General features: G+C 65.6%; 27 protein-coding genes, 1 tRNA gene and 1 riboswitch. Of the genes, 18 read left to right on the plus strand and 10 right to left on the minus strand.

Annotation, left to right across the window (positions count from 1 at the left end; genetic code table 11):
• The first annotated feature begins 42 nt into the window (after positions 1–42).
• Both AC2D9V_RS09130 and dtd read left to right on the plus strand, forming a co-directional pair.
• Entirely contained in the window at positions 43–966 is a 924-nt protein-coding gene (locus AC2D9V_RS09130) for a carbohydrate kinase family protein (protein WP_484713758.1), read from the plus strand.
• On the plus strand, positions 963–1,406 hold the full coding sequence (gene dtd / locus AC2D9V_RS09135; RefSeq protein ID WP_484713759.1) for a D-aminoacyl-tRNA deacylase: 444 nt from the start codon (positions 963–965) through the stop codon (positions 1,404–1,406). The genes AC2D9V_RS09130 and dtd overlap by 4 nt, the downstream gene beginning before the upstream one ends.
• A 3-nt stretch (positions 1,407–1,409) precedes the next feature.
• Here the strand turns inward: dtd and AC2D9V_RS09140 are convergent, their stop codons facing one another.
• The 3 genes from AC2D9V_RS09140 to AC2D9V_RS09150 form a co-directional block, all read right to left on the minus strand.
• Positions 1,410–1,931: a DUF1176 domain-containing protein gene (locus tag AC2D9V_RS09140; RefSeq protein ID WP_484713760.1), complete on the minus strand. Its 522-nt coding sequence runs from the start codon at positions 1,929–1,931 to the stop codon at positions 1,410–1,412.
• A 95-nt stretch (positions 1,932–2,026) separates the two neighbouring features.
• Positions 2,027–3,919, minus strand: coding sequence for an acyl-CoA synthetase (locus AC2D9V_RS09145; RefSeq protein ID WP_484713761.1), 1,893 nt, complete (start codon positions 3,917–3,919; stop codon positions 2,027–2,029).
• A gap of 114 nt (positions 3,920–4,033) precedes the next feature.
• Complete coding sequence (locus AC2D9V_RS09150; RefSeq protein ID WP_484713762.1) at positions 4,034–5,818, minus strand: ABC transporter transmembrane domain-containing protein; 1,785 nt, start codon at positions 5,816–5,818, stop codon at positions 4,034–4,036.
• Positions 5,819–5,944: 126 nt separating this feature from the next.
• On the opposite strand from AC2D9V_RS09150, the gene AC2D9V_RS09155 reads away from it, so the two are divergent.
• The 5 genes from AC2D9V_RS09155 to AC2D9V_RS09175 all read left to right on the plus strand — a co-directional run bounded on the left by AC2D9V_RS09155 (position 5,945) and on the right by AC2D9V_RS09175 (position 11,169).
• Complete coding sequence (locus AC2D9V_RS09155) at positions 5,945–6,772, plus strand: alpha/beta fold hydrolase (protein WP_484713763.1); 828 nt, start codon at positions 5,945–5,947, stop codon at positions 6,770–6,772.
• Entirely contained in the window at positions 6,769–7,737 is a 969-nt protein-coding gene (locus AC2D9V_RS09160; RefSeq protein ID WP_484713764.1) for a threonine ammonia-lyase, read from the plus strand. Before AC2D9V_RS09155 ends, AC2D9V_RS09160 begins: the two co-directional genes overlap by 4 nt.
• On the plus strand, positions 7,734–8,513 hold the full coding sequence (locus AC2D9V_RS09165; RefSeq protein ID WP_484713765.1) for an alpha/beta fold hydrolase: 780 nt from the start codon (positions 7,734–7,736) through the stop codon (positions 8,511–8,513). The genes AC2D9V_RS09160 and AC2D9V_RS09165 overlap by 4 nt, the downstream gene beginning before the upstream one ends.
• 78 nt (positions 8,514–8,591) lie before the next feature.
• Complete coding sequence (locus AC2D9V_RS09170; RefSeq protein ID WP_484713766.1) at positions 8,592–9,830, plus strand: TCR/Tet family MFS transporter; 1,239 nt, start codon at positions 8,592–8,594, stop codon at positions 9,828–9,830.
• A 100-nt stretch (positions 9,831–9,930) separates the two neighbouring features.
• Positions 9,931–11,169 carry a mandelate racemase/muconate lactonizing enzyme family protein gene (locus AC2D9V_RS09175; RefSeq protein ID WP_484713767.1) on the plus strand — a complete coding sequence of 413 codons (1,239 nt, stop codon included), beginning with the start codon at positions 9,931–9,933 and terminating at the stop codon, positions 11,167–11,169.
• An 87-nt stretch (positions 11,170–11,256) separates the two neighbouring features.
• On the opposite strand, the gene AC2D9V_RS09180 is transcribed toward AC2D9V_RS09175, so the two are convergent.
• The 4 genes from AC2D9V_RS09180 to AC2D9V_RS09195 form a co-directional block, all read right to left on the minus strand.
• Positions 11,257–11,333 (minus strand) — tRNA-Arg (locus tag AC2D9V_RS09180).
• Positions 11,334–11,365: 32 nt separating this feature from the next.
• Complete coding sequence (locus AC2D9V_RS09185; RefSeq protein WP_484713768.1) at positions 11,366–11,830, minus strand: GNAT family N-acetyltransferase; 465 nt, start codon at positions 11,828–11,830, stop codon at positions 11,366–11,368.
• Positions 11,831–12,142 (minus strand): ETC complex I subunit, encoded by a 312-nt coding sequence (locus tag AC2D9V_RS09190; RefSeq protein ID WP_484713769.1) that lies wholly within the window; start codon positions 12,140–12,142, stop codon positions 11,831–11,833.
• A 227-nt stretch (positions 12,143–12,369) separates the two neighbouring features.
• Positions 12,370–13,227, minus strand: a complete 858-nt coding sequence (locus AC2D9V_RS09195) for a class I SAM-dependent methyltransferase (protein WP_484713770.1) — start codon at positions 13,225–13,227, stop codon at positions 12,370–12,372.
• Between the two features lie 171 nt (positions 13,228–13,398).
• Between AC2D9V_RS09195 and uvrB the strand changes: the two genes are divergently transcribed.
• Positions 13,399–15,582 carry an excinuclease ABC subunit UvrB gene (uvrB, locus tag AC2D9V_RS09200; RefSeq protein WP_484713771.1) on the plus strand — a complete coding sequence of 728 codons (2,184 nt, stop codon included), beginning with the start codon at positions 13,399–13,401 and terminating at the stop codon, positions 15,580–15,582.
• Between the two features lie 23 nt (positions 15,583–15,605).
• Here the strand turns inward: uvrB and AC2D9V_RS09205 are convergent, their stop codons facing one another.
• The gene (locus AC2D9V_RS09205) at positions 15,606–16,112 is read right to left on the minus strand and encodes an REP-associated tyrosine transposase (protein WP_484713772.1); all 507 of its coding nucleotides are present in this window, start codon (positions 16,110–16,112) and stop codon (positions 15,606–15,608) included.
• A gap of 62 nt (positions 16,113–16,174) precedes the next feature.
• Positions 16,175–16,462: a hypothetical protein gene (locus tag AC2D9V_RS09210; RefSeq protein WP_484713773.1), complete on the minus strand. Its 288-nt coding sequence runs from the start codon at positions 16,460–16,462 to the stop codon at positions 16,175–16,177.
• A gap of 221 nt (positions 16,463–16,683) precedes the next feature.
• Between AC2D9V_RS09210 and AC2D9V_RS09215 the strand changes: the two genes are divergently transcribed.
• The 9 genes from AC2D9V_RS09215 (at position 16,684) to AC2D9V_RS09255 (ending at position 23,861) form a co-directional block, all read left to right on the plus strand.
• The gene (locus AC2D9V_RS09215) at positions 16,684–17,109 is read left to right on the plus strand and encodes an excinuclease ABC subunit B (protein ID WP_484713774.1); all 426 of its coding nucleotides are present in this window, start codon (positions 16,684–16,686) and stop codon (positions 17,107–17,109) included.
• Between the two features lie 44 nt (positions 17,110–17,153).
• A riboswitch (cobalamin riboswitch) is annotated at positions 17,154–17,367 on the plus strand.
• 32 nt (positions 17,368–17,399) lie between these two features.
• On the plus strand, positions 17,400–18,245 hold the full coding sequence (locus AC2D9V_RS09220) for an ABC transporter ATP-binding protein (RefSeq protein ID WP_484713775.1): 846 nt from the start codon (positions 17,400–17,402) through the stop codon (positions 18,243–18,245).
• A gap of 20 nt (positions 18,246–18,265) precedes the next feature.
• Positions 18,266–19,198, plus strand: coding sequence for an ABC transporter substrate-binding protein (locus AC2D9V_RS09225; protein WP_484713776.1), 933 nt, complete (start codon positions 18,266–18,268; stop codon positions 19,196–19,198).
• A 28-nt stretch (positions 19,199–19,226) separates the two neighbouring features.
• Positions 19,227–20,570 (plus strand): flavin monoamine oxidase family protein, encoded by a 1,344-nt coding sequence (locus tag AC2D9V_RS09230; RefSeq protein WP_484713777.1) that lies wholly within the window; start codon positions 19,227–19,229, stop codon positions 20,568–20,570.
• Positions 20,567–21,613, plus strand: coding sequence for a FecCD family ABC transporter permease (locus AC2D9V_RS09235; protein WP_484713778.1), 1,047 nt, complete (start codon positions 20,567–20,569; stop codon positions 21,611–21,613). The genes AC2D9V_RS09230 and AC2D9V_RS09235 overlap by 4 nt, the downstream gene beginning before the upstream one ends.
• Positions 21,614–21,735: 122 nt before the next feature.
• Positions 21,736–22,170, plus strand: coding sequence for a YeeE/YedE family protein (locus AC2D9V_RS09240; RefSeq protein ID WP_484713779.1), 435 nt, complete (start codon positions 21,736–21,738; stop codon positions 22,168–22,170).
• A 3-nt stretch (positions 22,171–22,173) separates the two neighbouring features.
• The gene (locus AC2D9V_RS09245; protein ID WP_484713780.1) at positions 22,174–22,623 is read left to right on the plus strand and encodes a DUF6691 family protein; all 450 of its coding nucleotides are present in this window, start codon (positions 22,174–22,176) and stop codon (positions 22,621–22,623) included.
• The gene (locus tag AC2D9V_RS09250; RefSeq protein WP_484713781.1) at positions 22,623–23,507 is read left to right on the plus strand and encodes an MBL fold metallo-hydrolase; all 885 of its coding nucleotides are present in this window, start codon (positions 22,623–22,625) and stop codon (positions 23,505–23,507) included. Before AC2D9V_RS09245 ends, AC2D9V_RS09250 begins: the two co-directional genes overlap by 1 nt.
• Before the next feature lie 57 nt (positions 23,508–23,564).
• A complete protein-coding gene (locus AC2D9V_RS09255; RefSeq protein WP_484713782.1) occupies positions 23,565–23,861 on the plus strand; it encodes a TIGR03792 family protein in 297 nt (98 codons plus the stop codon).
• A gap of 3 nt (positions 23,862–23,864) precedes the next feature.
• On the opposite strand, the gene AC2D9V_RS09260 is transcribed toward AC2D9V_RS09255, so the two are convergent.
• The gene (locus tag AC2D9V_RS09260) at positions 23,865–24,254 is read right to left on the minus strand and encodes a RidA family protein (RefSeq protein ID WP_484714476.1); all 390 of its coding nucleotides are present in this window, start codon (positions 24,252–24,254) and stop codon (positions 23,865–23,867) included.
• A 239-nt stretch (positions 24,255–24,493) separates the two neighbouring features.
• On the opposite strand from AC2D9V_RS09260, the gene AC2D9V_RS09265 reads away from it, so the two are divergent.
• The gene (locus AC2D9V_RS09265) at positions 24,494–25,501 is read left to right on the plus strand and encodes an ABC transporter substrate-binding protein (protein ID WP_484713783.1); all 1,008 of its coding nucleotides are present in this window, start codon (positions 24,494–24,496) and stop codon (positions 25,499–25,501) included.
• The last annotated feature ends 22 nt before the right edge of the window (positions 25,502–25,523 follow it).

The raw sequence follows: 25,523 nt of genomic DNA on the forward strand, positions 1-25,523 counted from the left end.
GTTGGCGCTAACAGGGCCAGATGCGATCCGACGGAGGAGCCGATGATTCTCAGCTGTGGCGAGGCACTGATCGACATGCTGCCCCGCACCTCGACCTCGGGCGAGGCCTGCTTTGCCCCTTACGCCGGGGGCGCGGTCTTCAACACGGCCATCGCGTTGGGGCGGATGGGAGCGCCATCGGCGTTTTTCTCGGGCGTTTCCAATGACATGCTTGGCGAGATCCTGGCCGATACGCTGACCGCATCGAAGGTCGACACCCGCTATCTTGCCCGATCCGACCGGCCCACCACGGTGGCCTTCGTCAAGCTGGTCAACGGCCAGGCGACCTATGCCTTTTATGACGAGGCCACGGCAGGCCGGATGCTGTCGACCGACCAGCTGCCGGTCCTGCCCTCAGATGTCACAACCCTGTTCCTCGGCGGGATCAGCCTGGTGAACGACCCCGCCGCTTCGACCTATGAGGCGCTGCAGGCCCGCGAATCCGCGAAACGGGTGACCATGGTCGACCCCAACATCCGCCCCGGTTTCATCGCCGGGAAGGAAGCCGAATACCGCGCACGGATCGAACGGATGTTGGCGCGAGCGGATATCGTGAAGCTTTCCGATGAGGATTTGCACTGGCTGGAAGGGCAGGGCGACCTCGTGGCGCTTGCGCGTGGGATCCTTGCGAAGGGGCCGAAGGTTGTCTTCATCACCGAGGGGGCGAAAGGCGCCCGCGCGGTCACGGCCACTCAGGACCGTTTCGTTGCCGCCACCCCGGTCACGGTCGTCGATACGGTCGGCGCAGGCGATACGTTCAACGCGGGCGTCCTTGCAGCGCTGCATCAGGCCAAGGCGCTGACCAAGGCCGGCGTTGCGGCCTTGGACGACGCAACGCTGGATGCGGCCCTGTCGCTTGGCACGCGGGCGGCGGCGGTGACCGTCAGCCGCGCAGGTGCCAACCCGCCCTGGTCGCACGAGCTGTGAGGGCGGTCCTTCAGCGCGTCACCGAGGCACGGGTTCACGTCGCCGGTGAGCTGATTGGCGAGACTGGCCCAGGCCTTCTCATCCTCGTCTGTGCCATGTCCGGCGATAGCGAGGCCCAGGCCGAAAAGCTTGCGGGCAAGATCGCCAAGCTGCGGATCTTCAAGGACGATCAGGGCAAGATGAACCTGTCGGTCCGCGACATCGGCGGCTCGGCCCTGGTGGTCAGCCAATTCACCTTGGCCGCCGACCTGCGTGGCAACCGGCCCGGTTTTTCGACTGCGGCCGCCCCCGATCTGGGCGAGCGGCTTTACCTCCACTTCAGTGCCTGCCTTGCGGCGGAAGGCGTCCCGGTTGCCAACGGCCGCTTTGGGGCGGACATGGCGGTCAGCCTTGTGAATGACGGCCCGGTGACGATCTGGATGGATACCGACGCGCTTTAGGCGTCAGTTGAACGGGTTGCTCGGCCGTCCGATTGCATCCCCGCATTCCACCAACGCATCGATCGAGGCGCGCGACCCGGACAGCGAGTAGTTCTGCACATCAGACCCATCGTCAGAACGCAGATAAAGCCGGCTGCCTTGTGCCACCTCGACGATGAAATCGACACCTGCCTGACTGTCAGGCAGGTAGAAGAGCACCGAATTCTTGTAAAGTTCGGCCCCTGTCAGATTCCACGGCGCGCGGCGGTCGATCTGGACCTCAAGGTCGGCGGTGTCCCCGGTTTCGCCGAACTCCCAGGCGGTCGAATAGAACTGCAGCTGCACCGCGCCGTCCGGATAGGTCCAGATCGAGAAGGTCTCACCCGGCGCGGTGACCTGGGCCACGCAACCAACCGACCCGTCATCCCATCCAACTACCTGCACTTCCCAATGTTTGTGCGAAAACAGCACCTCTGACTGCTGGGCGTTGGCATCCCCGGCCGCGGCCAGGATCATCGCTGCGAAAAGTTCGGTCCGAAATCCCATCAACTTGTTCCCTTCACTACCCCTTGGCAACTTTCTCGCGCCAGGGGGTGATTCAGGCAAACAAAACTTGCTGTCTGACGAACCGCAAGACCGTCTCAGGCCGCCCATTCCCAAGGGCTGGCATACTGGCCAAGGACTTCGGAAACCCGCGTATCTTCGACCGGTGCCGTCTTGGTCAGCCGCGCAACCAGCCCGCGCTTCTTGTCCTCGACGACCTCGTTCACATGCGCCCCGATCCCTGCCTCGGCGAGGGCGGCATCAAACACGCGGGTGATCGCCATGCGCCGAAGATCGGGCTTGAAGACCTTGCCGACTGCGGTCTTGGGCAGCTCGGGCAGCACCTCGATATACTTCGGCAGGGCGGCTCGCTCCGAGATATGCTGCGCGGCATACGCCATCAGGTCATCGACCGTGGCGCTGGCCCCCTTGACCAGTTCGACATAGGCGCAGGGCAGTTCACCGGCATGGGCATCCGGCTGGCCGATGGCCCCGACGACGGCAACCGCCTCATGCCCGGTCAGGGCTTCCTCGATGATCGCAGGGTCGATGTTGTGCCCGCCGCGGATGATCAGATCCTTCGCCCGCCCGGTGATAAAGAGATAGCCGTCGGCGTCGATCCGGCCCAGGTCTCCGGTCCGCAGGAACCGGCCTTCAGCGAACAGTTCCTTGTTCTTGTCGGCCTCGGTATAGGTCGAACCTTCATACACCCCGGGGTTCGAGATGCAGATCTCGCCTACCTCGTCCACGTCGCATTCGCGGAAGCCGATGGCCCCTTCAGTGGTCAGGATGCGGACATGGGTATAGGGGAAGGTCAGACCGACCGACCCGATCTTCTTCTGACCATCCGGCGGGTTGACCGAGACAAGGCAGGTGGCTTCGGTCAGCCCGTAGCCTTCCACGATGTCGATCCCAGTCTCTTTCTTGAAGCGGTTGTAGAGCTCGATCGGCAGGGGGGATGAGCCCGAGAAGGCGTTTTTCAGACTGGAGATATTGGCATTGACCGGGCGCTGCATCAGCGCTGCAAGCGCCGTCGGCACGGTGATGAGATAGGTGACCTTGTAGCGTTCAACCAGTTTCCAGAGGTTGTCGAACACGCCTTCACCCCGGTAGCCCTGCGGGGTCGGGAACACGACATGCGCGCCCGAACCGATCATCGACATCAGGATCGGATAGCAGGCGAAGACGTGGAACAGCGGCAGCGGGCACAGCACCACGTCGGTCGGCTTGAACAGCAGCGTCGTGCCCAGCCAGCCGTTGTAGACCATGCCCGACACCTTGTGCTGGGCGACCTTGGGCATCCCCGTCGTCCCGCCGGTGTGGAAATAGGCGGCGACGCGGTCGTGGTGGTTGTCCTTGAACGTCAGCCTGTCGGCCGGCATCTTCGCGACTTCGGCCCGGAAGTCCTTGATGTTGGCCCGATGCTGCGGCGGGTTCTTTGGTCGCAGCCAGGGAACGATGACCTTCTTCAGCCCCGAAAGATAGGGGACCAGATCGACCTCAAGCACCGTCTTAACGTTCGGGGCGAACTGGACGGCTTCGGACACCTTCTGCGGCACGTCGGTCTTGGGGAAGGCCTTCAGCGTGACCACGACCTTCGCATTCGTCTCGCGCAGGATGGCGCTGATCTTTTCCGGCTCCAGAAGCGGGTTGATCGGGTTCACGATCCCGGCGACGGCACCGCCAAGCAGGGTAACTGCCGTCTCCATCGCGTTCGGCAGGATGAAGGCGACCACATCCTTTTCGCCGACTCCAAGGCTGCGGAAAAGGTTCGCGGCCTGCGTGACCTGGGCATGAAGCTCGGCCCAGGTCAGGGTCACCTTCTTCTCGGCTGGGCCCGACAGAAGCTGATAGCTGATCGCCGGACGACCGCTATGCTCGGCCTTTGCCCGCGATAGGTATTCGTAGATCGACCGGGCCTGACCACGGTCGGCCCATGGCATTTCTGCCTCGATAGCCTTCAGATCGGCCAAGGTTGCAAATGTCGGCATCGGTTCCTCCCCCCTGTGCCGCCCGCTGTTGCCGCAGGCTTCAGGCGAACATGGGGGCAGGCCAGGCGTTTGTGAAGCCGCTTTGTCCGCAGGGCCGGGACCAGGGACGCAACGTCAGACTGCACCGTCGGTGAATTGGAGCCGCGCAAGGCGCGCATAAAGCCCGCCTTCGGCCACCAGCGCCTCATGCGTTCCGGTGGCAACGATCCGGCCCTGGTCGAAGACGACAATCCGGTCGGCCCGCTTCACCGTTGCCAGCCGGTGCGCGACGACCAGCGTGGTGCGCCCCTCGGCCAGCTTTTCGACCGCCGCCTGAACAGCGCGTTCGCTTTCGGCGTCAAGGGCGCTCGTGGCCTCGTCCAGAAGCAGGATCGGCGCGTCGCGCAGAATTGCGCGGGCAATGGCCACGCGCTGTTTCTGCCCGCCCGACAGCATGACGCCGCGTTCGCCAAGCTGGCTGTCATAGCCCTGCGGCAAGCCCATCAGGAAGTCATGCGCCGCCGCTGCCCGGGCAGCAGCCTCGACCTCGGCGTCGGTGGCGTCGGGGCGGCCGAAGCGGATGTTGTCGCGGGCCGAGGTGGCGAAGATCACAGGGTCCTGCGGCACAAGGGCGATCGCGCGGCGGAAATCGGCGCGCTCCATGCTGTCCAGCGCTATCCCGTCCAGCATGATCTGGCCCGACTGCGGATCATAGAACCGCATCAGAAGCTGCAGGATCGTGGTCTTCCCCGCCCCGGACGGTCCTACAAGCGCGACGGTTTCGCCCGGGGCGACATGCAGGGAGATGCCGTTCAGGGCACTTGTCTCGGGCCGAGCGGGATAGCGGAAGGTCACGTCCCGGAACGCGATCTCACCCCGCACCGGGCGGGGCAGGGCGACGGGGCGGGCAGGGTCCTGCACCGCGTCGGTGGTGTTCAGAAGCTCAACCAGCCGCTCGGTCGCCCCGGCGGCGCGCTGCAACTCGCCCCAGATTTCGGACAGGGCCCCAACGGCCCCGGCGACCATGACCGCATAGATCACGAACTGGATCAGCTCGCCTACCGTCATGACCTCGGCCCGCACATCGCGCGCCCCGATCCAAAGGACGCCGACGATCCCGGCAAAGGTCAGGAAGATCACGATCACCGTCATCACCGCGCGGGTCCGGATGCGGGTCTTGGCGCTGTCGAAGCTTTTCTCCGTCACCGCGGCAAAGGCGGCCCGCGTCGGCCCCTCATGGGTGAAGGCCTGCACCGTCTGGACCGACAGAAGCGCCTCGGACGCCGAGCCCGAGGAGGACGCGATCCAGTCCTGGTTTTCCTTCGACAGCTGCCGCAGGCGTCGGCCAAGGACGACGATCGGTACCACGATGGCCGGTACGATCAGAAGGACCAGCCCGGTCAGCTTGGCCGAGGTAAGGAACAAAAGGACCAGCCCGCCGATCAGCATCAGGAGGTTCCGCAGCGCGACCGAGACGGACGAGCCGATGACGCTGAGGATAAGGGTCGTGTCCGTGGTGATCCGGCTGAGGATCTCGCCGGTCATGATCCGCTCGAAGAAGGCGGGGGACATGCCGAGGACGCGATCGAAAAGTGTGCGGCGGATGTCGGCCACAACACGCTCGCCCAGCCGGGTGACAAGGTAGTAGCGCAGGCCGGTGCCAAGGGCGAGAAGGGCGGCAATCCCAAGCGCGGCGGTGAAGTACTGGTCTAGAAGGGCGGCGTCACCTTCGTTGAACCCATCGACGACGCGGCGGACGGCAAGAGGCAGGACAAGGCTGACCGCCGCAGTCAGGACCAGCGCCAGCCCGGCAAGCGCCAGCATGCCACGGTAGGGCCACAGGAACGGCCACAGCCCGCGCAGCGCGCCGACCTCTTTCGACTTTGGCCGCTCTTCGGTTGTCCCGGACGTGTCGGACATGCCGATCCTCCCCCACTTCGGGCAAGGGTTTAGTCGCAGCGCGCGCGGGTCACAAGCGCTTGCCGCCTGCGGCCTAACCGCCCGTCGCCCCTTTTCCCTGCCTGCCCGTCGTGCCAACGTGGCCCGATGAACGAGCCTAGACATTTCACCGCCCCCGATGGCGCCCGCCTTGCCTTTCGGGACGAAGGCGAGGGGCTGCCGCTTCTTTGCCTTTCGGGCCTGACGCGGACCATGGCCGATTTCGATTACCTCGTCCCGCACCTGCCGCCATTGCGGCTGATCCGAATGGACTATCGTGGAAGGGGGGCGAGCGACTGGACCGGGTCTGCCACTTACACCGTCGAGCAGGAGTCGAAGGACGCGCTGGCGCTTCTGGACCACCTCGGGGTGGAACGGGCGGCGCTGCTTGGAACCTCGCGCGGGGGGCTGATCGGGATGGTTCTTGGCGCTGTCGCCCGACCGCGCCTGATGGGCCTGATCCTGAACGACGTCGGGCCCGAGATTGCGCGGGACGGGTTGACCCGGATCTTCGACTATGTTGGCCGGAACCCGGCCGGCAGGACGCATGAGGGCCTTGCCGAACGCCTGGCCCAATCCCCCGGCTTTGCCCGCGTGCCGATGACGCGTTGGCTGGAAGAGGCGCGGAAACATGCGGTAGAGACGCCCGAGGGGCTGCGCCTCTCCTATGACCCGGCCTTGCGCGAGGCCTTCCTTGCCGCCTTCGACGGTCCGCCCGTCGACCTCTGGCCGCTCTTCGATGCGCTTGGCGGCCTGCCGCTGGCCCTGATCCGTGGCGCGAATTCCGACCTTCTGACCGCAGCGACGGCGGCCGAGATGCAAAGACGACGCCCGGACATGGCATTCGCCGAAGTGCCGGACCGTGCGCATATCCCGTTCCTCGATGAACCCGAGGCGGTCGCCCTGATCCGCACCTTCCTTGCAGGCCTGACGTGACCGATATCGGGATGATCCGGGCGGCTGCTGTCCGCCTGCGGGGCAATGTCAGGGAAACCCCGCTTCTGCACGCCCCGCTTCTCGACCGGGTGGCGGGCCGGCGGGTGTTCGTCAAGGCCGAATGCCTGCAACTGACCGGCAGCTTCAAGGCGCGGGGGGGATGGGCGGCCGTCTCGGCACTGTCGCCCGAGGCGCGGGCGCGGGGGGTGATCGCCTATTCCTCGGGCAATCATGCCCAGGGGGTTGCCCTTGCCGCCGCGCGGCACGGCGCGCCTTGCGTCATCCTCATGCCCTCCGACGCGCCCGAGGTGAAGATCGCCAATACCCGCGCCTATGGCGCCGAGGTTGTGCTTTACAACCGCGCGACCGAGGACCGCGATGCCATCGGGGCCGCGCTGGCCGAAGGCCGTGGCCTGACGCTGATCCGCCCCTATGACGATCCGCAGGTGATCGCCGGGCAGGGGACAACGGGTCTTGAGATCGCGGCGCAGGCGAAGGCTGCCGGCATAGGGCAGGCCGAGGTGCTGGTCTGCTGCGGCGGGGGTGGCCTCGCCTCGGGCATCGCGCTGGCGCTGGAAGCTGACGCGCCGGACCTTCGGGTGCGGACGGCGGAGCCCAACGGGTTTGACGACATTGCCCGCTCCCTTGCCAGCGGAACGCGGCAGACGAACCCGGCAGCGACCGGCTCGATCTGCGACGCGATCCTGACGCCAGCCCCGGGCCAGTTGACGCTTCCACTCCTGCTGCGCCTTGCCGGGCCGGGGCTTGCCGTCTCGGACGACCAGGCCCTGCAGGCGATGGCGCTCGCCTTCACCCATCTGCGGATCGTTCTTGAACCCGGCGGCGCGGTGGCGCTGGCAGCGGCTCTCTTCACGCCAGACCTGCCCGAGACCGTCATCGCCGTCGCGACTGGCGGCAACGTCGACCCCCGGGTCTTCGCCACGGCGCTGGAGCGTTTCGCGTGACGCTGGTCTGGCTGTCGGACCTGCGCCTGAACGCAACGCAGTCCGGCCCGCCGGATGCAGCACCCGTCATCCTGATCCACGGCCTCGGCCTTGGAGCGGGCCTCTGGGACGGCATCCTTCCCGCCCTTGCCCGCTTTCGTGTCCTGACCCTGGACCTGCGCGGCCACGGGGCATCCGACACACCGCCGCCGCCTTACGCCCTTGGTGCGCTGATCCGGGATGTCGAACGGCTGGCGGATCACTTCGCCCTGCGCGAGGCGGTTGTCGTCGGCCAGGGCGAAGGGGGTCTGATCGCGCAAGGGCTGGCCGTGAAGCGGCTGGACCTCGTGCGTGCGCTGGTCCTGACCGGGGCGGCGACGCGGCTTGGCAATCCCGATTGGTGGCAGGCCCGCATCGCGCAACAGCGTGAGCACGGTCCTGACCCCGATGCCGACTGCGCCGCTCTTCTGGGCCCCCGCTGGAAGGATCAGCCCGCCACTGGCCCGCTGCGCGCGATGCTGGACCAGACGCGGCCCGAAGGCTGGCAGGGAATTGCCGCAGCCGTGGCGACCGCGGACCTTTACCAGACGACCACGACCCTGACCCTGCCGACGCTGGTCCTTGCCGGGGGCGACGACCGGAAGGTGCCCCCCGACATGCAGCGCGAGACGGCGGACCTGATCGCCGGGTCCGAGTTTCGCGTCCTGCCGGGTCTGCCGCACCTCTCCATGCTGACCGACCCCGCCCGCTTCGGCGCGGCGCTAGGTGATTTCCTGACTCGGATGGGACATGGCTGACAATCACACGGCGCAACGCCCGAAAATTGTACTTTCGCTGCACGGGCTGCCGGTAATGCAGCTCCGTAGAGCCTTGGCATGACGGAAACGAACCTTACTTCAGACCGTCAGCGGCTGGCCCTAAGCTTCATCCTGGCAACCGTCACGCTGGACGCGATCGGCATCGGCCTGATCTTCCCGGTCATGCCCGACCTCATCGAAGAAGTGACGGGCCGCCCCCTGGCCGAGGCGGCGCTCTGGGGAGGCGTCCTGGCCACCGCGTTTGCCGTGATGCAGTTCCTTTTCGGTCCCCTGATCGGGGCCCTCAGCGACCGTTTCGGCCGCCGTCCGGTGCTTCTTGTCTCGCTGGCCGTGATGGCCGCGGATTACCTTGTGATGGCGCTGGCCGGGTCGATATGGCTTCTTCTCGTCGCGCGGCTGGTCGCTGGCATCACCGCCGCCACCTTCGCGACCGCGGGCGCCTTCATCGCTGACATTACCCCACCCGACCAGCGCGGGCGTCGCTTTGGCCTGATCGGCGCGGGCTTTGGCGTAGGCTTCGTCCTTGGCCCCCTGATCGGCGGGCTTCTCGCCGCGATCGACCCACGTGCGCCCTTCTACGCCGCCGCCGGTCTTGCGCTGGCGAACCTTGCCTTCGGCTGGTTCGTCCTGCCCGAGACGGTGACCGACGCCACCCGCCGCCCCTTCAGCCTTGCCCGGGCCAATCCGCTTGGCGCGCTTCGTGCCGTCACCCGGCTCCCCGGCCTGCGCAGGCTCCTTGCGACCTTCCTGATCCTCGGCATCGCGATGAACGTCTACCCCGCGATCTGGGCCTATTTCGGCCAGGCCCGCTTTGGCTGGGATTCGACGATGGTCGGGGTCTCGCTGGCAGTCTACGGCATCTCCTTCGCGGTGGGTCAGGCGCTGCTGGTCGGCCCGCTGATCCGCCGGTTCGGCGAACACCGGGCGGCCCTTTATGGCATGTGGGTCAATGTCGCGACGCTGACGGCGCTTGGCCTAGTTACCTCTCCTGCCGTTGCGCTGACGATCACCCCGGTCACGGCCTTGGGCGGAGTCGTCACCCCCGCTTTGCAGGCCATCGCCTCGCGCCAAACCTCCGCCGATGCGCAGGGCGAGCTGCAGGGGATCTTCGCCAGCCTCAATTCCATCGCCATGATCACCGCGCCCCTGATCATGACGACGACCTTCGCGCGGTTTTCGGCCGTGGACGCCCCGGTCTTCGCACCCGGCGCGCCCTTCCTGCTTTCGGCGCTTCTGATGCTCGGCTGCATCGCCCTGCATGCCGGCAGCGCCATCGGGCGTCGCAATTCGCCATGACCGGGCAGCTTCACGCCCCTAGCTTCCTTTCTGCACAAGTATCCCACGGGGGTGCGGGGGTGTGAAACCCCCGCTCCGCCGCCAGCCCAAGGGGACGGACATGAAACTGAAGGACCTCGAGATCTTCGTCGTCGCCCCCCCGTTCCCGGGCTGGGGCGGTCGCTACTGGATCTTCCCGAAGCTGACCACCGACACCGGTATCACCGGCTACGGCGAATGCTATGCCTCGACCGTCGGGCCAAAAGCGATGCGCGCGGTGATCGAGGACGTGTTCGAACGCCACATGCAGGGCGAGAACCCGGAAAACATCGAACTGATGTTCCGCCGCGCCTATTCCGCCGGCTTCACCCAGCGCCCCGACCCCACCGTGATGGGCGCCTTCGCGGGGCTGGAGATCGCCTGCTGGGACATCATCGGCAAGGCCCGCAACCGCCCGATCTATGCCCTCCTCGGCGGCAAGATGAACGACCGCATCCGCAGCTACACCTACCTCTACCCCGAACCCGGCAAGGAATCGGCCGAGTTCTGGGTCGATCCCGACGCCGCAGCCGAAGCCGCGGTGCGCTTCATGAACCAGGGCTTCACGGCGGTGAAGTTCGACCCCGCCGGCCCCTACACCATCCGCGGCGGCCATGAGCCGGCGATGTCCGACATCACCCGCTCGGTCGCCTTCTGCAAGACGATCCGCGAGGCGGTGGGCGACCGGGTCGACCTCCTCTTCGGCACCCACGGCCAGTTCACCACCCCGGGCGCAATCCGCATGGGCCGCGAACTCGAACCCTACAACCCGCTCTGGTACGAAGAGCCCATCCCGCCCGACAACCTTCTGGAATTCGCCGAGGTGGCGAAATCCGTCCGCGTCCCCCTCGCTACCGGCGAACGCCTGACGACCAAGTACGAGTTCGGTACTCTTCTGCGGGCCGGGGGAGTGAAGATCCTGCAACCCGCGCTTGGCAGGGTCGGCGGCATCTGGGAAGCAAAGAAGATCGCCGCGATGGCCGAAATCTTCAACGCCGAGATGGCGCCGCACCTCTATGCGGGTCCGGTCGAATGGGCTGCGAACGTGCACCTTTCGGCCTCGATCCCGAACCTCCTGATCGCCGAGACGATCGAGACCGGCGGAGCTTTCCATCTCAAGCTGATCAGGAACACGATCAAATGGGAAGACGGCTACATCATCCCGCCCGAAGCCCCCGGCCTTGGCATCGACTTCGACGAGGACGTCGCCCGCGCCCATCCCTTCACCGGCACCGGTCTGCACCTGCAGATGCAGGAGGCCCCTTGCGACTACCGCCACGGCAACCGCTTCGAGGGCGGGGCGCCGAGTTCCAAGACCTGACACCAATCTCGCCGAGCCCTTCGGGCACGCGTCGAAGACACCCAGCGAGGAGTGCCCGACGGACTCGACGAGCAATCTGCAGAGGAATGGCGGGCCCAGGAGGACTCGAACCCCCAACCTCGGACTTAGAAGGTCCTTGCTCTATCCAGTTGAGCTATGAGCCCGCGCCATAGGCCTTTTGAGCCAAGCCCAATGATCAGGCAAGCACCTTCGTCATGAAGTACGAGTTCGGGTCGTCCCAGTAGCCTTCGAACGGGGGGCATTCGACAAAGCCTGCCCGCGCGTAAAGGGCGCGGGCCGCGACGAAGGTCGGCTGCACGCCGGTCTCAAGGCTGAGGCGCGTGAAGCCGTCAGCACGTGCGGCGGTCACAAGATGGTCCAGCATCGTCTTCGACAGGCCCCGCCCACGCGCGTCGGCCAGGACATGCATCGACTTGATCTCCGCATGGGTAGCGTCGATCCGCTTGTAGGCACCCATGGCTATGGGCTGACCGTCGTCGCGCAGTACAAAGAAACGGATGCCGGGGGCTGCCAGCGCGCCCTTGTCCATCATGTGGATCGATTCGGGCGGGGTATCGGCATGCATGTCCGCCGTGTGCCGTTCGAACAACAGGGCGAGGTCCGGCGTCAGCGGATGCTCTTCAGAGATGGTGACGGCCATTCAGTGCGTCCAGGCGCCCTTGCGGTCGGTCGCGAAGTTCTCGCCATATCCGCGGGGCCGGATCACCGGCTTCCGCGGCTTGGGCTCGGTCACATCGGCCTCGATCCCCTTTTCTGCCGCATAGGCCAGCGCCGCCTCGCGGCTTTCGAACCTTAGCCTGACCTGCGCCTGGGTGTCGTCGGACGACGTCCAGCCCATGAGGGGGTCGACCTCGCGGCTTGATGCCGGGGCAAATTCCAGCACCCAGTGATTTGTCTTCGCGGTTCCCGACTGCATCGCGGTTCGGGCGGGCTGGTAGATGCGGGCGCGCATGAGGTCCTCCGGACAGGATGGCCCGTTATTCCCAAGCTTTGCGGAAAAGCGCAAGCACGACTTAGGACAGAAAAGGCTGTCGGCCGGCCCGGGAGTGTTTGGGTGGGGTGGGGTGGGCCAGCCGACAGATCAAGTTGCTGCTTGCAACCTGCAGACTGCCCAAAGCGTTAACGAAATGCAACCGAAAGTTGTGTCCTGCTGCAAGATGGGCCTCGGGGCCGGACACTTCAGGGTTTCCGTTGCAGCCGCAGCATCATGTAGCGGTTGAAATGCCGGAACTTCTCGGCATTGCGGTCGGTTCCGGTCAGTCGCTGCATCAGGTTGCGGCGACGCTTTGCAGGGAGGAACAGGCCGATGAAGCGGGCAAGCGTCCAGTGCGCGGCCGGCTTCTTTGCCTTGATCTCATCCGACACGCGCGTCACGCCGTGACCGATCACGTTGAACAATTGCTGTTCCAGATCAATCGAGGGTGCGACCGCATCGGTGATGTCCTCTTCCGCTGCCAGCGCAAAGGAGGATTGGTCCAATGCGGTGCGGAAATGCCCCAGCTGGTGGCCACCTCCCGGTTGCGGCCCCAGCACGGCCCGGCCCTTGTACTCATCGGTCCGGAAGCAGTCTGCGATCACGACCTGGCCACCGGGGGCCAGGAGAGAAGCACATTTCGGCAGGCTTTCCGACAGTGGGATGTACTGGAAGCTTTCCGAAAAGAGGCAAAGGTCGAACGGGCCTTTACCCGTGAAGTCCTCGAATGTGCATTCGTGGACGACGGCACCTTTCGCGGTCTCGCGGCAGCGGGCGGCAAGGAAGGCGGATGGCACGACGATCTCGACCGTATGGCCCAGGGCCAGAAGCTTGCGCGCCGTCTCGCCTGCGCCTCCGCCGATGTCGAGGATACGCAACGGGCCCGCCGGCAGGTAGCCGAAGAGCTTTGCCGTATAGGCCTCCTGCGCTGCCCGCAGGTTTCCGGCCGTCACGTCAAGCCCGGTCCAGAGCCCGTAATGCAGGTTCTCTGCCCCCGTCAGCCAGCGGATGAACGCCAGCCCCACATCCAGGCCCACCGCCCGCGTGTCGATCTTCTCTGCCATGCCACACCTCTTCTGTCTGCCTTAGCGGCTTCGGCAAGTCCGGGCAACGCTTTCAAGGCCCGGTCGGATCGGCGGTCAGATCGGCGGTCGGATCGGCGGTCGGATCGGCGCTTGAACTGGAACAAAAACGGATCAAGTCTGATGGGCCGCGACTCAAGGCAGAGGACGCAGATGCCCCACAACAACGCCAACGCCCTGACCGAACGCCCCGAGGTGCTGACCCGGCCCAAGCTGGAAGGCGGCCGGCGATTCGTCCTGTCCACGCCCTTTCAGCCGGCGGGCGACCAGCCAACCGCTATCGCCGAACTGACCGCCGGGGTGCTGGCGGGCGAGCGTGACCAGGTGCTTCTGGGGGCCACCGGTACCGGCAAGACCTTCACCATGGCAAAAGTGATCGAGGAAACCCAGCGCCCCGCGATCATCCTTGCGCCGAACAAGACCCTTGCCGCCCAGCTCTACGGGGAATTCAAGGGCTTTTTCCCCGACAACGCGGTGGAATACTTCGTCAGTTACTACGACTACTACCAGCCCGAGGCCTATGTGCCGCGGACCGACACCTATATCGAGAAGGAATCCCAGATCAACGAACAGATCGACCGGATGCGCCACTCGGCCACCCGGGCGCTTCTGGAACGGGATGACGTGATCATCGTTGCCTCGGTTTCCTGCATCTACGGCATCGGGTCGGTCGAAACCTACTCGGCCATGACGCAGGACCTTGTGGTCGGCCAGATGTATGACCAGCGCAAGGTCATGGCGGAACTCGTGGCCCAGCAATACCGGCGGCTGGAAGGCAGCTTCCAGCGCGGGGCGTTCCGGGTGCGCGGCGACAGTCTGGAGGTCTGGCCCGCCCACCTTGAGGATCGCGCCTGGCGGTTTTCCTTCTTCGGCGAGGAACTGGAGTCGATCGTCGAATTCGACCCCCTGACCGGTGCAAAGACAGACACGTTCAAGCAGATCCGCATCTATGCGAACTCTCATTACGTCACCCCGCGCCCGACACTGGCCCAGGCGATCAAGGGCATCAAGGACGAGCTTTTCCACCGGCTGAAGCAGCTACAGTCCGAGGGGAAACTCCTCGAGGCACAGCGGCTGGAGCAGCGCACCAACTTCGACCTCGAGATGCTGGAGGCGACCGGCTCTTGCGCCGGGATCGAGAACTACTCGCGCTACCTCACCGGCCGCGCCCCGGGCGAACCGCCGCCGACGCTCTTCGAATTCATCCCCGACCACGCCATCGTCTTCGCCGACGAAAGCCACGTCTCGGTCCCCCAGATTGGCGGCATGTACAAGGGCGACTTCCGCCGCAAGTTCACGCTGGCCGAACACGGGTTCCGCCTGCCCTCCTGCATGGACAACCGCCCCCTGAAGTTCGAGGAATGGGATGCAATGCGGCCCCAGTCCGTCTTCGTCAGCGCCACCCCCGCGGCGTGGGAACTGGAACAGACCGGCGGCATCTTCACCGAACAGGTCATCCGCCCGACCGGCCTTCTGGACCCTGTCGTGGAAATCCGCCCGGTCGAGATGCAGGTCGACGACCTCTTGGACGAAATCCGCAAGGTCTCGGCCAAGGGCCTGCGGACGCTGGTCACCGTGCTGACCAAGCGTATGGCCGAGGACCTGACCGATTACCTCCACGAACAGGGCATCCGGGTGCGCTACATGCACTCCGACATCGACACCATCGAACGCATTGAAATTCTGCGCGATTTGCGGCTGGGGGCCTTTGACGCTCTGGTCGGGATCAACCTCTTGCGCGAAGGCCTCGACATCCCGGAATGCGGGCTGGTCGCGATCCTCGACGCGGACAAGGAAGGTTTTCTGCGGTCGGAGACCAGCCTCATCCAGACCATCGGCCGCGCCGCGCGGAACGCGGAAGGCCGGGTCATCATGTATGCCGACCGGATCACCGGGTCGATGGAACGGGCGCTCGCCGAGACCAACCGACGGCGCGAAAAGCAGATGGCCTACAACGCCGCGCACGGGATCACGCCCGAGACGGTCAAGAAGAACGTCGAGGATGTGCTGGCCGGCCTCTGGCAGGGCGACACCGACATGTCCCGCGTGACGACCAAGGTCGACAAGCCAATGGTCGGGTCGAACCTCGCCGCCCATCTGGATGCTCTCCGCGCCCAGATGCGCAAGGCCGCCGAGAACCTGGAGTTCGAGGAAGCCGCCCGCCTGCGGGATGAGGTCAAGCGGCTGGAGGCGGTGGAGCTTGCCGTGGCCGATGACCCGTTTGCGCGGCAGGAGGTGATCGAGGAAGCGGTGACAGAGGCCACCAAGATGGCCGGACGGTCGACGGCAGGGCGGGCCGGTCAGCGGGGCGGCAAGCGGTCGCGGCGGGGTAGGTAGAGGCGGTGGGCGCGCCGCCCACCCTACGCGACGGCCCGTAGGGTGGGCGAAGCGCCCACCTTCGTCCGCAGATCACGGTGGATCGTCGAAAACGGCCAGTCCACCGCCTTTTTCACATAGCCATGCCGGACCGGATCGCTGAGGCAATGGGCGATGGCGCGCGCCTCCTCATCAGGGTCGCGGATCATGTGCTCCCAGAACCGGCGCCGCCACAGACCCGCCTCGCGCTTGGCAGACATGCTGCGCGATTGCGGGCCCCGCAATCCGGTCGCAAAGGTGAACCGCGCCTTGATCTTCTGCCAGCGTAGGGAAAAGTTGGCATCCCCCGGTGGCAGGGTCCAGACGGCATGGATATGGTCAGGCAGGATCACCATGGCCTTGCAGTCGATCGGGTGTTCGGCAGCTGTCATCCGATAGGCTTCGCGCAAGTGTTGGATGTGGTCGGTCAGGGCAGTCGCCCCCTTCACGGCAAGATTGACCGTAAAGAAATAGGTGGCACCCGGGACGCGCATCCGGCGGTAGTTCGGCATGTGGCAGGCCTTCCAAGGGTTTCCCTTTCGAAAGGTGGGCGAAGCGCCCACCCTACCTTGCGTCACTCCACCAAGACGATGTCCGGATCGCCTGCGCGGAAGGTCGTGATCTCGTGGCAGGTGACAACCTCGCTTTCCCGCTCTTCCCAATAGCGCGGGTCTGCCAGCACCGCCTCGGGCAAGCGGTCCTTCTGGAAGATCCGCCGCTTTTGCCGCTTCACCGTCACCTCGAAACGGTTCGACCGCAGCCGCGCACCAGGGCGCAGGAAACCTTCGCGCAGCACCTCGGCCCGGTCCTGCAAGCGCTTGATCTCGGCCTTCAGCCGCGCGAATTCGTCCACTGGGTCCATCAGCACCTCCTCCTGCTTCCCGCAGTCTCGGCCAGCTTGGTTGCAGCAAGGTTAACGCGGACCCGAACACGTCCCCCGCCCGCCGGATGTGCCGGACCGCCAGAGACCGTCAGGTCTTCGCCTTCGTCATCTCGGGCCGAGAGGCCGACGACCTGGCGGCGGCGCGGGCGCTGATCCGGGGGCTTGCTTGACGATCCCGGCTGCCGGTCCATCTCCCCTCCATGCGCGTCCTCTTTGCCCTCCTGCTCGCCTCGCCCGCCCAAGCCTGGGAGTTCACCGACACGCCGGTCTGCACCATCCTGAACGACACGCCGACCCTGCAGGTCCGCGTGACCTACGATCCGTCCCTGCCAGAGCCTTACGCCATCACCCTCACCCGCCCCGATCCCTGGCCGGTGACAGACACTTTCGGTCTCAGCTTCAACGGCCCCGCCGCAATGACCATCGGCACCGCCCGCCACCGCCTTTCACCGGACGGGCGGACGCTGACAGTTAGCGATACGGGCTTTGGCAACGTGCTTGACGGCCTGGCGCTGAACAGCACCGCCACGGCGCTTGCCGGGGAGACCAGGGTCCCCCTTGACCTTTCCGGAGCGCGGCCTGCGGTCGAAGCCTTCCGGGACTGCGGCGTGGCACCCTCGGCCTGAGACCAGGGCGCATCGCGGTCGGACTTGACCTGACGCGGCACCTCGGCCATACCCGACGCGATGGTTCCCGGCCAAACCAAGCGCGGCCGGGTGAAAAGGGAACACGGGTCGGGTGTAGGCATCAGCCGCCCATTCCGTGACTGCCCCCGCAACTGTAGGCGGCGAGCGACCCCCGATGCCACTGGCCGGAACCGGCCGGGAAGGTGGGGAGAGCAGAGACCCGCGAGTCAGGAGACCTGCCATCGCAGCAACAGACCGACCCGGGCGGGGTGTCCCGGAAGGAGCATGCGATGGATATGCCATGGCAGCCACCCGCGGCTGCAACAACTGATCCCGTGGCGCGGTCTGCGCCGCTTGCGGGCCCGACCGCTGTCGAGGTTTCCGGCGTATGCTGGGGGCCGAAGGGCCGCCCGGATATCCTGTCGGATATCAGCTTTGCCGTGCCGCAGGGCCAGGTCATGGCGATCTGCGGTGCGAACGGGGCGGGGAAGTCCTCGCTTCTCAGGCTGCTCTACCGTCATCAGGCACCGCGCAGCGGTTCGGTGCGGCTGATGGGCCGGGACATCTGGGACATGGGCGCGTCCGAGGCCGCGCGCCATCTTGCCGCCGTCCTGCAGGAACAGCCCGCCGACTTTGCCCTGACCGCCCGCCAGATCGTGGCGCTGGGCCGCCTGCCGCACCGGAAGACCTGGGGCCCCGGCCATGCCGCCCCCGGCAGCGCGGATGCGGCGATCATCCAGTCTGCGATCCGGCGGATGGACCTGGACGGTATGGCCGACCGCCCCTTCGCCACCCTTTCGGGGGGTGAACGCCAGCGTGTGATGGTCGCCCGCGCCCTTGCGCAAGAGCCACGGATCATCGTGCTGGACGAACCGACCAACCACCTCGACATCCGCCACCAGCTGGAGCTCCTGTCACTTCTGAAGGGCCTTGGCCTGACGGTGATCGCCACGCTGCATGACCTGACCCTGGCCGCCGAATTCGCGGACCGTGTCCTGATCCTGCGGGAGGGACGCATCCTAGCCGACGGCCCGCCCGAGGACGTCCTGACCGAGGTGACCCTCGCCCGGGCATTCAACGTGCAGGCCCGCATCGACCGGTCCGGCGATGCACCGCGCTTTTCCTTCCACCTCTGACAACGCCTGAGACTCTTCACATGATCCGACTGTCGCTTGCCGTCCTGTTCCTGTCCGCCTCCGCCGCCCTGGCCTATCCTGTCACTGTGAAAAGCTGCGACCGGGAGGTGACCTTCGACGCTGCCCCCACTCGCGCGATCTCGCATGACGTCAACCTGACCGAGATGATGCTGGTCCTCGGCCTGCGCGACCGGATGGTCGGCTATACCGGCATCTCCGGCTGGAAGACGCTGGACGAGGAGATGCGGGCAGGTGTGGCCGAGCTGCCAGAACTGTCGGCCAAGTATCCTACGAAAGAGGTGCTGGCCGCGGCCGAGCCCGACTTTTTCTTCACCGGCTGGAACTACGGCATGAAGGTCGGCGGCGAAGTCACGCCCGAGACGCTGGAACCCTTGGGGATCAAGACCTACGAGCTGACCGAAAGCTGCGTCCACATCGGCCCCAAGGCCCGGTCGAGCATGGACGACATGTACAATGACATTCTGAACCTTGGCCGTATCTTCGGCGTCGAGGCGAAGGCAGAGGATCTGGTGGCAGGCTGGAGAGAGCGTCTTGCGGAGGTCACGGCCGGCGTGGACCGCTCGAACCCCCTGCGCGTCTTTGTCTATGACAGCGGTGAAGAGGCCCCCTTCACCGCCGGTGCCTATGCCATGCCTACAGCCCTGATCGAGGCGGCGGGTGGCGTCAACATCCTGGCGGACCTGGAAAAAAGCTGGGCCGAGACCAGCTGGGAGCCGGTGGTCGAACGCAACCCCGAGGTCGTGGTGATCGTCAACTATGGCGACGTGACGGCAGAACAGAAGATTGCCTTCATGAAGGAAAATCCCGCTTTCGCAGGGGTCGATGCCGTGAAGAACGACCGCTTTGTCGTGCTGGAATATGTCGAGGCGACGCCCGGACCCCGCAACATCAAGGCGGTGGAGAAGCTTGTCGCCGGGTTCTGGGGTCAGTAAGCAAATCCAGTCCGGGCCAGGTGTGCCGATGATCTCCCGCCGTGAAATGCTCGCCTGCCTTGCCGCACTGCAGGCGCCTGTGCCCTTGCAGGCCGCAACTGGGCGATCCGTGATCGTGATCGGGGCGGGTATTGCGGGGCTGACTGCTGCGCGCATGCTGCAGACCGCTGGCCATCGGGTGACGGTGATCGAGGCGCGGAACCGGATCGGCGGGCGCATCTGGACTTCGCGCCTCTGGCCCGACCTGCCGGTGGACCTTGGGGCCAGTTGGATCCATGGCATACGCGGCAATCCCCTCTCTGCGCTGGCCGACGAGGCTGGGGTCCGTCGCCTGTCCACCTCCTATGACAGCGCGATCACGCTGGATGTGACCGGTCGCCCCCTTGATCTCGAACCGGCAATGGCGCGGGCCGAAGCCGTGGTGGATACCGCCCGCGCGGCGGTGGATGAACGCGATGAAGACCTGTCTCTGGCCGACGCGGTTCAAGCCTCGCAGGGATGGCGAAGTGCCGATGCTGAGGAGCGGCGGCTGATCCGCCATTTCATCAACAGCACGGTCGAGCATGAATATGGCAGCGACTGGCACGAGGCCTCGGCCTGGCACTTCGACGACGGCACGGAATTCGGCGGTGGCGATGTCCTTTTTCCAGAGGGCTACGACCAGATCCCCGGAATGCTGGCGCAGGGTCTGGGCATAAGGCTGGGCAAGGCTGTCACCGCCTTGGCTCCGGAGGGCGGGCGCGTATCCGTCACGCTCGCCGGGGGAGAGATCCTGACGGCGGATCAAGCCGTGGTCACCCTGCCGATCGGGGTGCTGCAATCAGGGAACATCCGATTTGCCGAGCCGCTGGCGCACGACCGACAGCGCGCGATTGACGGCCTTCGGATGGGTCTTCTCAACAAGTGCTGGCTGCGCTTCGACCGCATCGCCTGGCCCGATGATGTCGACTGGATCGGGTGGCTGGGGCCAAGGGACGGGCATTGGGCCGAATGGGTCAGCCTGGCGCCTTCGATGGGCGCGCCGGTCCTGCTCGGCTTCAATGCCGCCGCGCAATCGCACGAGATCGAGGCGCTGAGCGACGCCGCCACCGCGGATGCCGCGCATGAGGCGCTGAGGGCAATGTTCGGAACCGGCTTTCCTGCCCCGCTTGCGGCACAGGTTACCCGTTGGTCACAGGATCCCTTTGCGTTCGGCTCCTACTCGTTCAATGCCGTGGGCACCCATGCCGGAACGCGCGCAGCGCTGCAGGGGGCGGATTGGGACGGCCGGCTGATCTTTGCGGGCGAGGCGGCATCTCCGGATCACCCTGGAACGGTGCATGGCGCGTTGATGTCGGGGCTCGCCGCTGCCGGACTTGTGAGCCGGGGATGACCAGGATCGCCGCAGCATCGGTCGGCCGCAGGATCGGTCTCCGCTCGGGTGCAGCGCTCGGGGCGGGGGCGGCGCTGCTTGTTGCCATTGTTCTGGCCGTGTCCGTGGGCTCGGTATCGATTCCGCCGGTAACGGTCTGGGGCATTGCGCTGGACCGGGTTGCGCCCGGTCTCGTGACCCCGGACTGGAGCGCGGCGCATCAGAACATCGTCTGGGAAATCCGCTTTCCCCGCGTGATCCTGGCGGCTCTGGTAGGGGCGGGCCTCGGGCTTGTGGGGGCTGCGCTGCAGGCGGTCACGCGCAATCCGCTGGCAGACCCGCATCTCCTGGGCATTTCTTCTGGCGCGGCCTTCGGTGCCATCGCCGCACTTCTGCACACCGGACTTTTCCTTGGCCTTCTGACCGTGCCGATCATGGCTTTCGGTGGGGCGCTGGCCGCCACCATTCTGGTCCTGGGCGTTGCGAGGCTGGCCGGTGCGACCAGCGCCGACCGGCTGGTCCTTGCCGGTGTGTCGGTCAGCTTTGTCATCATGGCCGGTGCCAATATCCTGATCTTCCTTGGCGATCCACGCGCGACCCATACGGTGGTCTTCTGGATGCTGGGCGGGCTTGGCCTTGCACAATGGGATCATCTCATCTGGCCGACAGTGGCGCTTGTGCCTTGCGGCCTCTGGCTCTGGGCACAGGCCGGGCGGCTGAATGCGATGAGCCTTGGCGACGAGACGGCGGCAAGCCTCGGGATCGAGGTTGCCCGCTTTCGCCTCACCGTCTTCGTCGTCGCTGCACTCATCACCGGGGCGATGGTGGCGTTCTCCGGTCTGATCGGCTTTGTCGGGCTGATGATGCCACACCTCGTGCGGCTTGTTCTTGGGGGCGACAACGCGCGTGTGCTGCCCGCCTCGGCCTTTGCGGGCGCGGTCTTTCTGGTCGTGGCCGATGCCGCTGCCCGTGTCGTCATGGCACCCGAGGACATGCCGATCGGCGTTGTCACGAGCCTTACAGGCGGAGTATTCTTCGTCTGGATGATGGCACGGCGCCGCTGAGGCCTGAAACCGGTCGACTGGGAACCTCGATGCCCACGGACGGTTGCTTGCCTGCCCGGCTGGTGGACATCCGGCAGGCCTGGATCCGCAGTTGGCCGACTGATCAGTAAAGGGACAAAGGAATGAGCGAAACGGTCTTCACGCCCTGGGCCTCGCTGGGCGGCGGTATCCTGATCGGGATTGCCGCAACGCTGCTGATGCTGCTGCATGGTCGGATCATGGGGGCGACTGGAATCCTAGCCGGGCTTGTGATGCCCGCCAACCGGCAGGACTTTGCCTGGCGCGCGGCCCTGGTGGGCGGGATGGTCTGCGGACCCCTGGCGCTGTGGCTTCTCTCTGGCATCTGGCCCGAGGCGCAGGTCACCGTGTCGATGCCGGTGCTGCTGCTTTCCGGCCTGATCGTCGGGGTCGGAGTCAGCTATGGTGGCGGCTGCACTTCGGGCCATGGTGTCTGCGGCATCGCGCGCCTTTCGCCGCGCTCCATCGTTGCCACGGTGACTTTCATGGCGACGACCTTCGCCACCGTCTACGTCACCCGCCACCTGATCGGAGCCTGACCCATGCGCCTTCTGTCCGCCTGGGCCATCGGCCTGATCTTCGGTCTCGGGATTTCGCTGTCCGGCATGGCCAATCCGGCCAAGGTGCTGAACTTCTTCGACATCGCCGGATCATGGGACCCCTCGCTCGCCTTCGTGATGGGGGGCGCGCTTGCAACCACCTTCCTTGGTTACCGCTTGGTCTTCCGGCGTCCGGCACCCGTCCTTGACGCCGGGTTCCACCTGCCCACCGCAACGACACTCGACGCCCGCCTGATCGGCGGATCGGCGGTCTTTGGCATCGGCTGGGGCATCTCGGGCTTCTGCCCGGGCGGGGCCTTGCCCGCCCTTGGCACCGGTGCTGCGGATGTCTTCGCCTTTGTCGCGGCGCTGGTTGCTGGAATACTAGTCGCAAACGCACTGAAGTCTGCGCAATCGCAGCGCAGCGCATCTGCCCGGAAAGGAGCAACCTGATGACCCTTCCTCCCATCCACATGGACGTCAGGCCAGAAGTCGAAGCCTTCTTCGACAAGGCCACCAACACGATCTCCTACATCGTGAAGGATCCAGCCTCGCCGTCCTGCGCGATCATCGACTCGGTCATGGACATCGACTACGCCGCCGGCCGCATCACCCATGCCCATGCCGATGCCATGATCCGCAGCATCGAGGCGCGGGGCCTGACGCTGGAATGGATCATCGAAACCCATGTCCACGCCGACCACCTGTCTGCGGCGCCCTATATCCAGGACAGGCTTGGCGGAAAGATCGGCATCGGGTCGCAGATCCTCACGGTGCAGGAGACCTTCGGGAAGATCTTCAACGAAGGCACCGAGTTCCAGCGTGACGGCAGCCAGTTCGACCGGCTGTTCCAGGACGGCGACACCTACCGGATCGGGTCGATGGAGGCCTTTGCCATCCACACCCCGGGCCATACCCCCGCCTGCATGACCCATGTCATCGGCGACGCGGCCTTTGTCGGCGACACGCTTTTCATGCCCGACGGCGGCTCGGCCCGGGCCGACTTTCCAGGCGGCGACGCGGGCGTCCTTTACGACAGCATCCAGAAGGTGCTTGCCCTGCCTGACGCGATGCGTCTTTTCATGTGTCACGATTACGGACCCAACGGCCGCGACATCGCCTGGGAGACCACGGTGGCGGAGGAGAAGGCGCATAACATCCATGTCGGTGGCGGTCGCAGCCGGGATGAGTTCATCGCCTTCCGCACCGCCCGGGACGCGACGCTGGACATGCCCCGGTTGATCATCCCGTCGCTTCAGGTGAACATGCGCGCCGGCGAGGTGCCGAAAGACCGGGATGGCAAGCCGATGCTGAAGGTGCCGATCAACCAGCTTTGAACGCAATCCCTCGCCGAACAGACTACGCTCCGTCCCAACCGAGCATCAGGTACAGACATGGTCATCGAACAGCTTTCCTTCCAGGTTCCCCTCGCCGAACAGACCCGCTTTCTTGCCGCGGATGCGGCTATCTGGACCGCAACGCTTGCCGGTCAGCCCGGCTTTCTTGGCAAGGAAGTCTGGCGCGAAGCCCATGACCCCGACCATCTGCATCTCGTCATCCGCTGGACCGACCGTAGCCTGTGGCAGGCCGTTCCTGCGCGGCTCCTCGCGGAAACTGAAGCTGCCTTTGTCGGTGCCCTGGGCGTGACCTACCCCTTGGTGCGCTGCCTTGACCAGGACGTCCTGGCCTGAACCTCAGGCCTTGGCTGCCGTCACCTCGACCTCGACCAGGAACTCGGCCCGGGTGAATCCGGAAACGATCACCAAAGTCGAGGCGGGCTTGCGCGCCACACTCTCCAGCCAGGAATCACGGGCCGCCATATAGGCGGGCATATGGGCGCGGTCGGTTACGAAGGCATTGATCCGCACCACATCCGCGGGGCTCATCCCGGCCTCGGCCAGGATCGCCGCACAATTGGCAAAGCAAAGGTCCGCTTGGGCGCGGGCGTCCGGTGGCACCCGGTCATCAGCGCCGATTCCCAGCTGGCCGGAGGTCAGCACCCAGCGCAATCCGGACGGCACCTCGACCCCGTGGGAATAGGCGGCAAAGGGTGGGCGGATCGTTTCGGGCGAAAGGCTGCGCATCATCATTTCCCCTCGTTTTGCCCGAACCTGCGGCAGCGCGGGTGAATCGGCAACCCGCCCCCGGGCCCTCCACGCCCCGCTGCACAGAAAAACAGCATTTGCCTTGCGCTTTGGCTTCTGGCCTTCTGAAATCGCCGCCTGCCGCCGCCATTCTGAGGCAGAAGACTCGCCTTGCCGCATCGTCAGCCTAAAGTCCGGGCATAAAAACGCCGAACAGACAACCGACAGAGAGGATCCCCATGACCCTGACAGCCCGCATAATGTGTGCGACGGCCCTTGCCGCAAGCCTCGCCCTTCCTGCCGCAGCCCAGAACACCGCCGTCACCTTCGGGACCAACTGGGTCGCGCAGGCCGAACACGGCGGCTTCTACCAGGCGGTGGCCGATGGCACCTATGCCGCCTGCGGCCTTGACGTGACGATCATCCCGGGCGGCCCGCAGGTGAACAACCGCGCGATGATGCTGTCGGGGCAGGTCGATTTCATCATGGGCGGCTCTACGCTGGACGCGATCACCGCCGTGCAGGAAGGCGTGCCGATCGTCACCGTCGCCGCTTCGTTCCAGAAGGACCCGCAGGTCATCCTCACCCATCCCGGTGCTGCCACATCCTTCGCCGACCTCACGAAGCTCGACAAGTTCCTGATCTCGGACGGCGGTGTGCTGACCTTCTGGGCCTGGATGATCAGCGCCTATGGCTTCAAGCCCGAACAGCGCGAGGTCTACACCTTCAACTCCGCCCCGCTCATCGCCAACCCGACCTGGGGGATGCAGGGCTACCTTTCCTCTGAACCCTATTTCGTCGAGAAGGAGGCCGGATGGAAGCCGGACGTCTACCTGATCGCCGACGCGGGCTATAACGCCTATTCCACGACCATCGACACGATGGCAGACACCATCGCGAACCGTCCCGAAGTGGTGGAATGCTTTGTCGATGGGTCGATCAAGGGCTGGTACAACTATATCTACAACGACAACACCGCCGCCAACGAGCTGATCAAGAAGGACAACCCCGAGATGACCGATGAGGCCATCGCCTATGCCATCGAGGCGATGAAGGCCAACGGGATCGTCGACTCCGGCGACACGCTGACCATGGGAATCGGGGCGATGACCGATGCGCGGATGGCCGACTTCTACGCCAAGATGGTCTCGGTCGGTGCTGCGCCCGAAGGGCTGGACATCACCAAGGGCTACACGCTTCAGTTCGTGAACAAGGGCGTCGGGCTTGACCTGAAGCCTGCCCAGTAAGGCAATCGGGGCGGCCCGCCAT

Source organism: Tabrizicola sp. T46, from assembly GCF_057219895.1.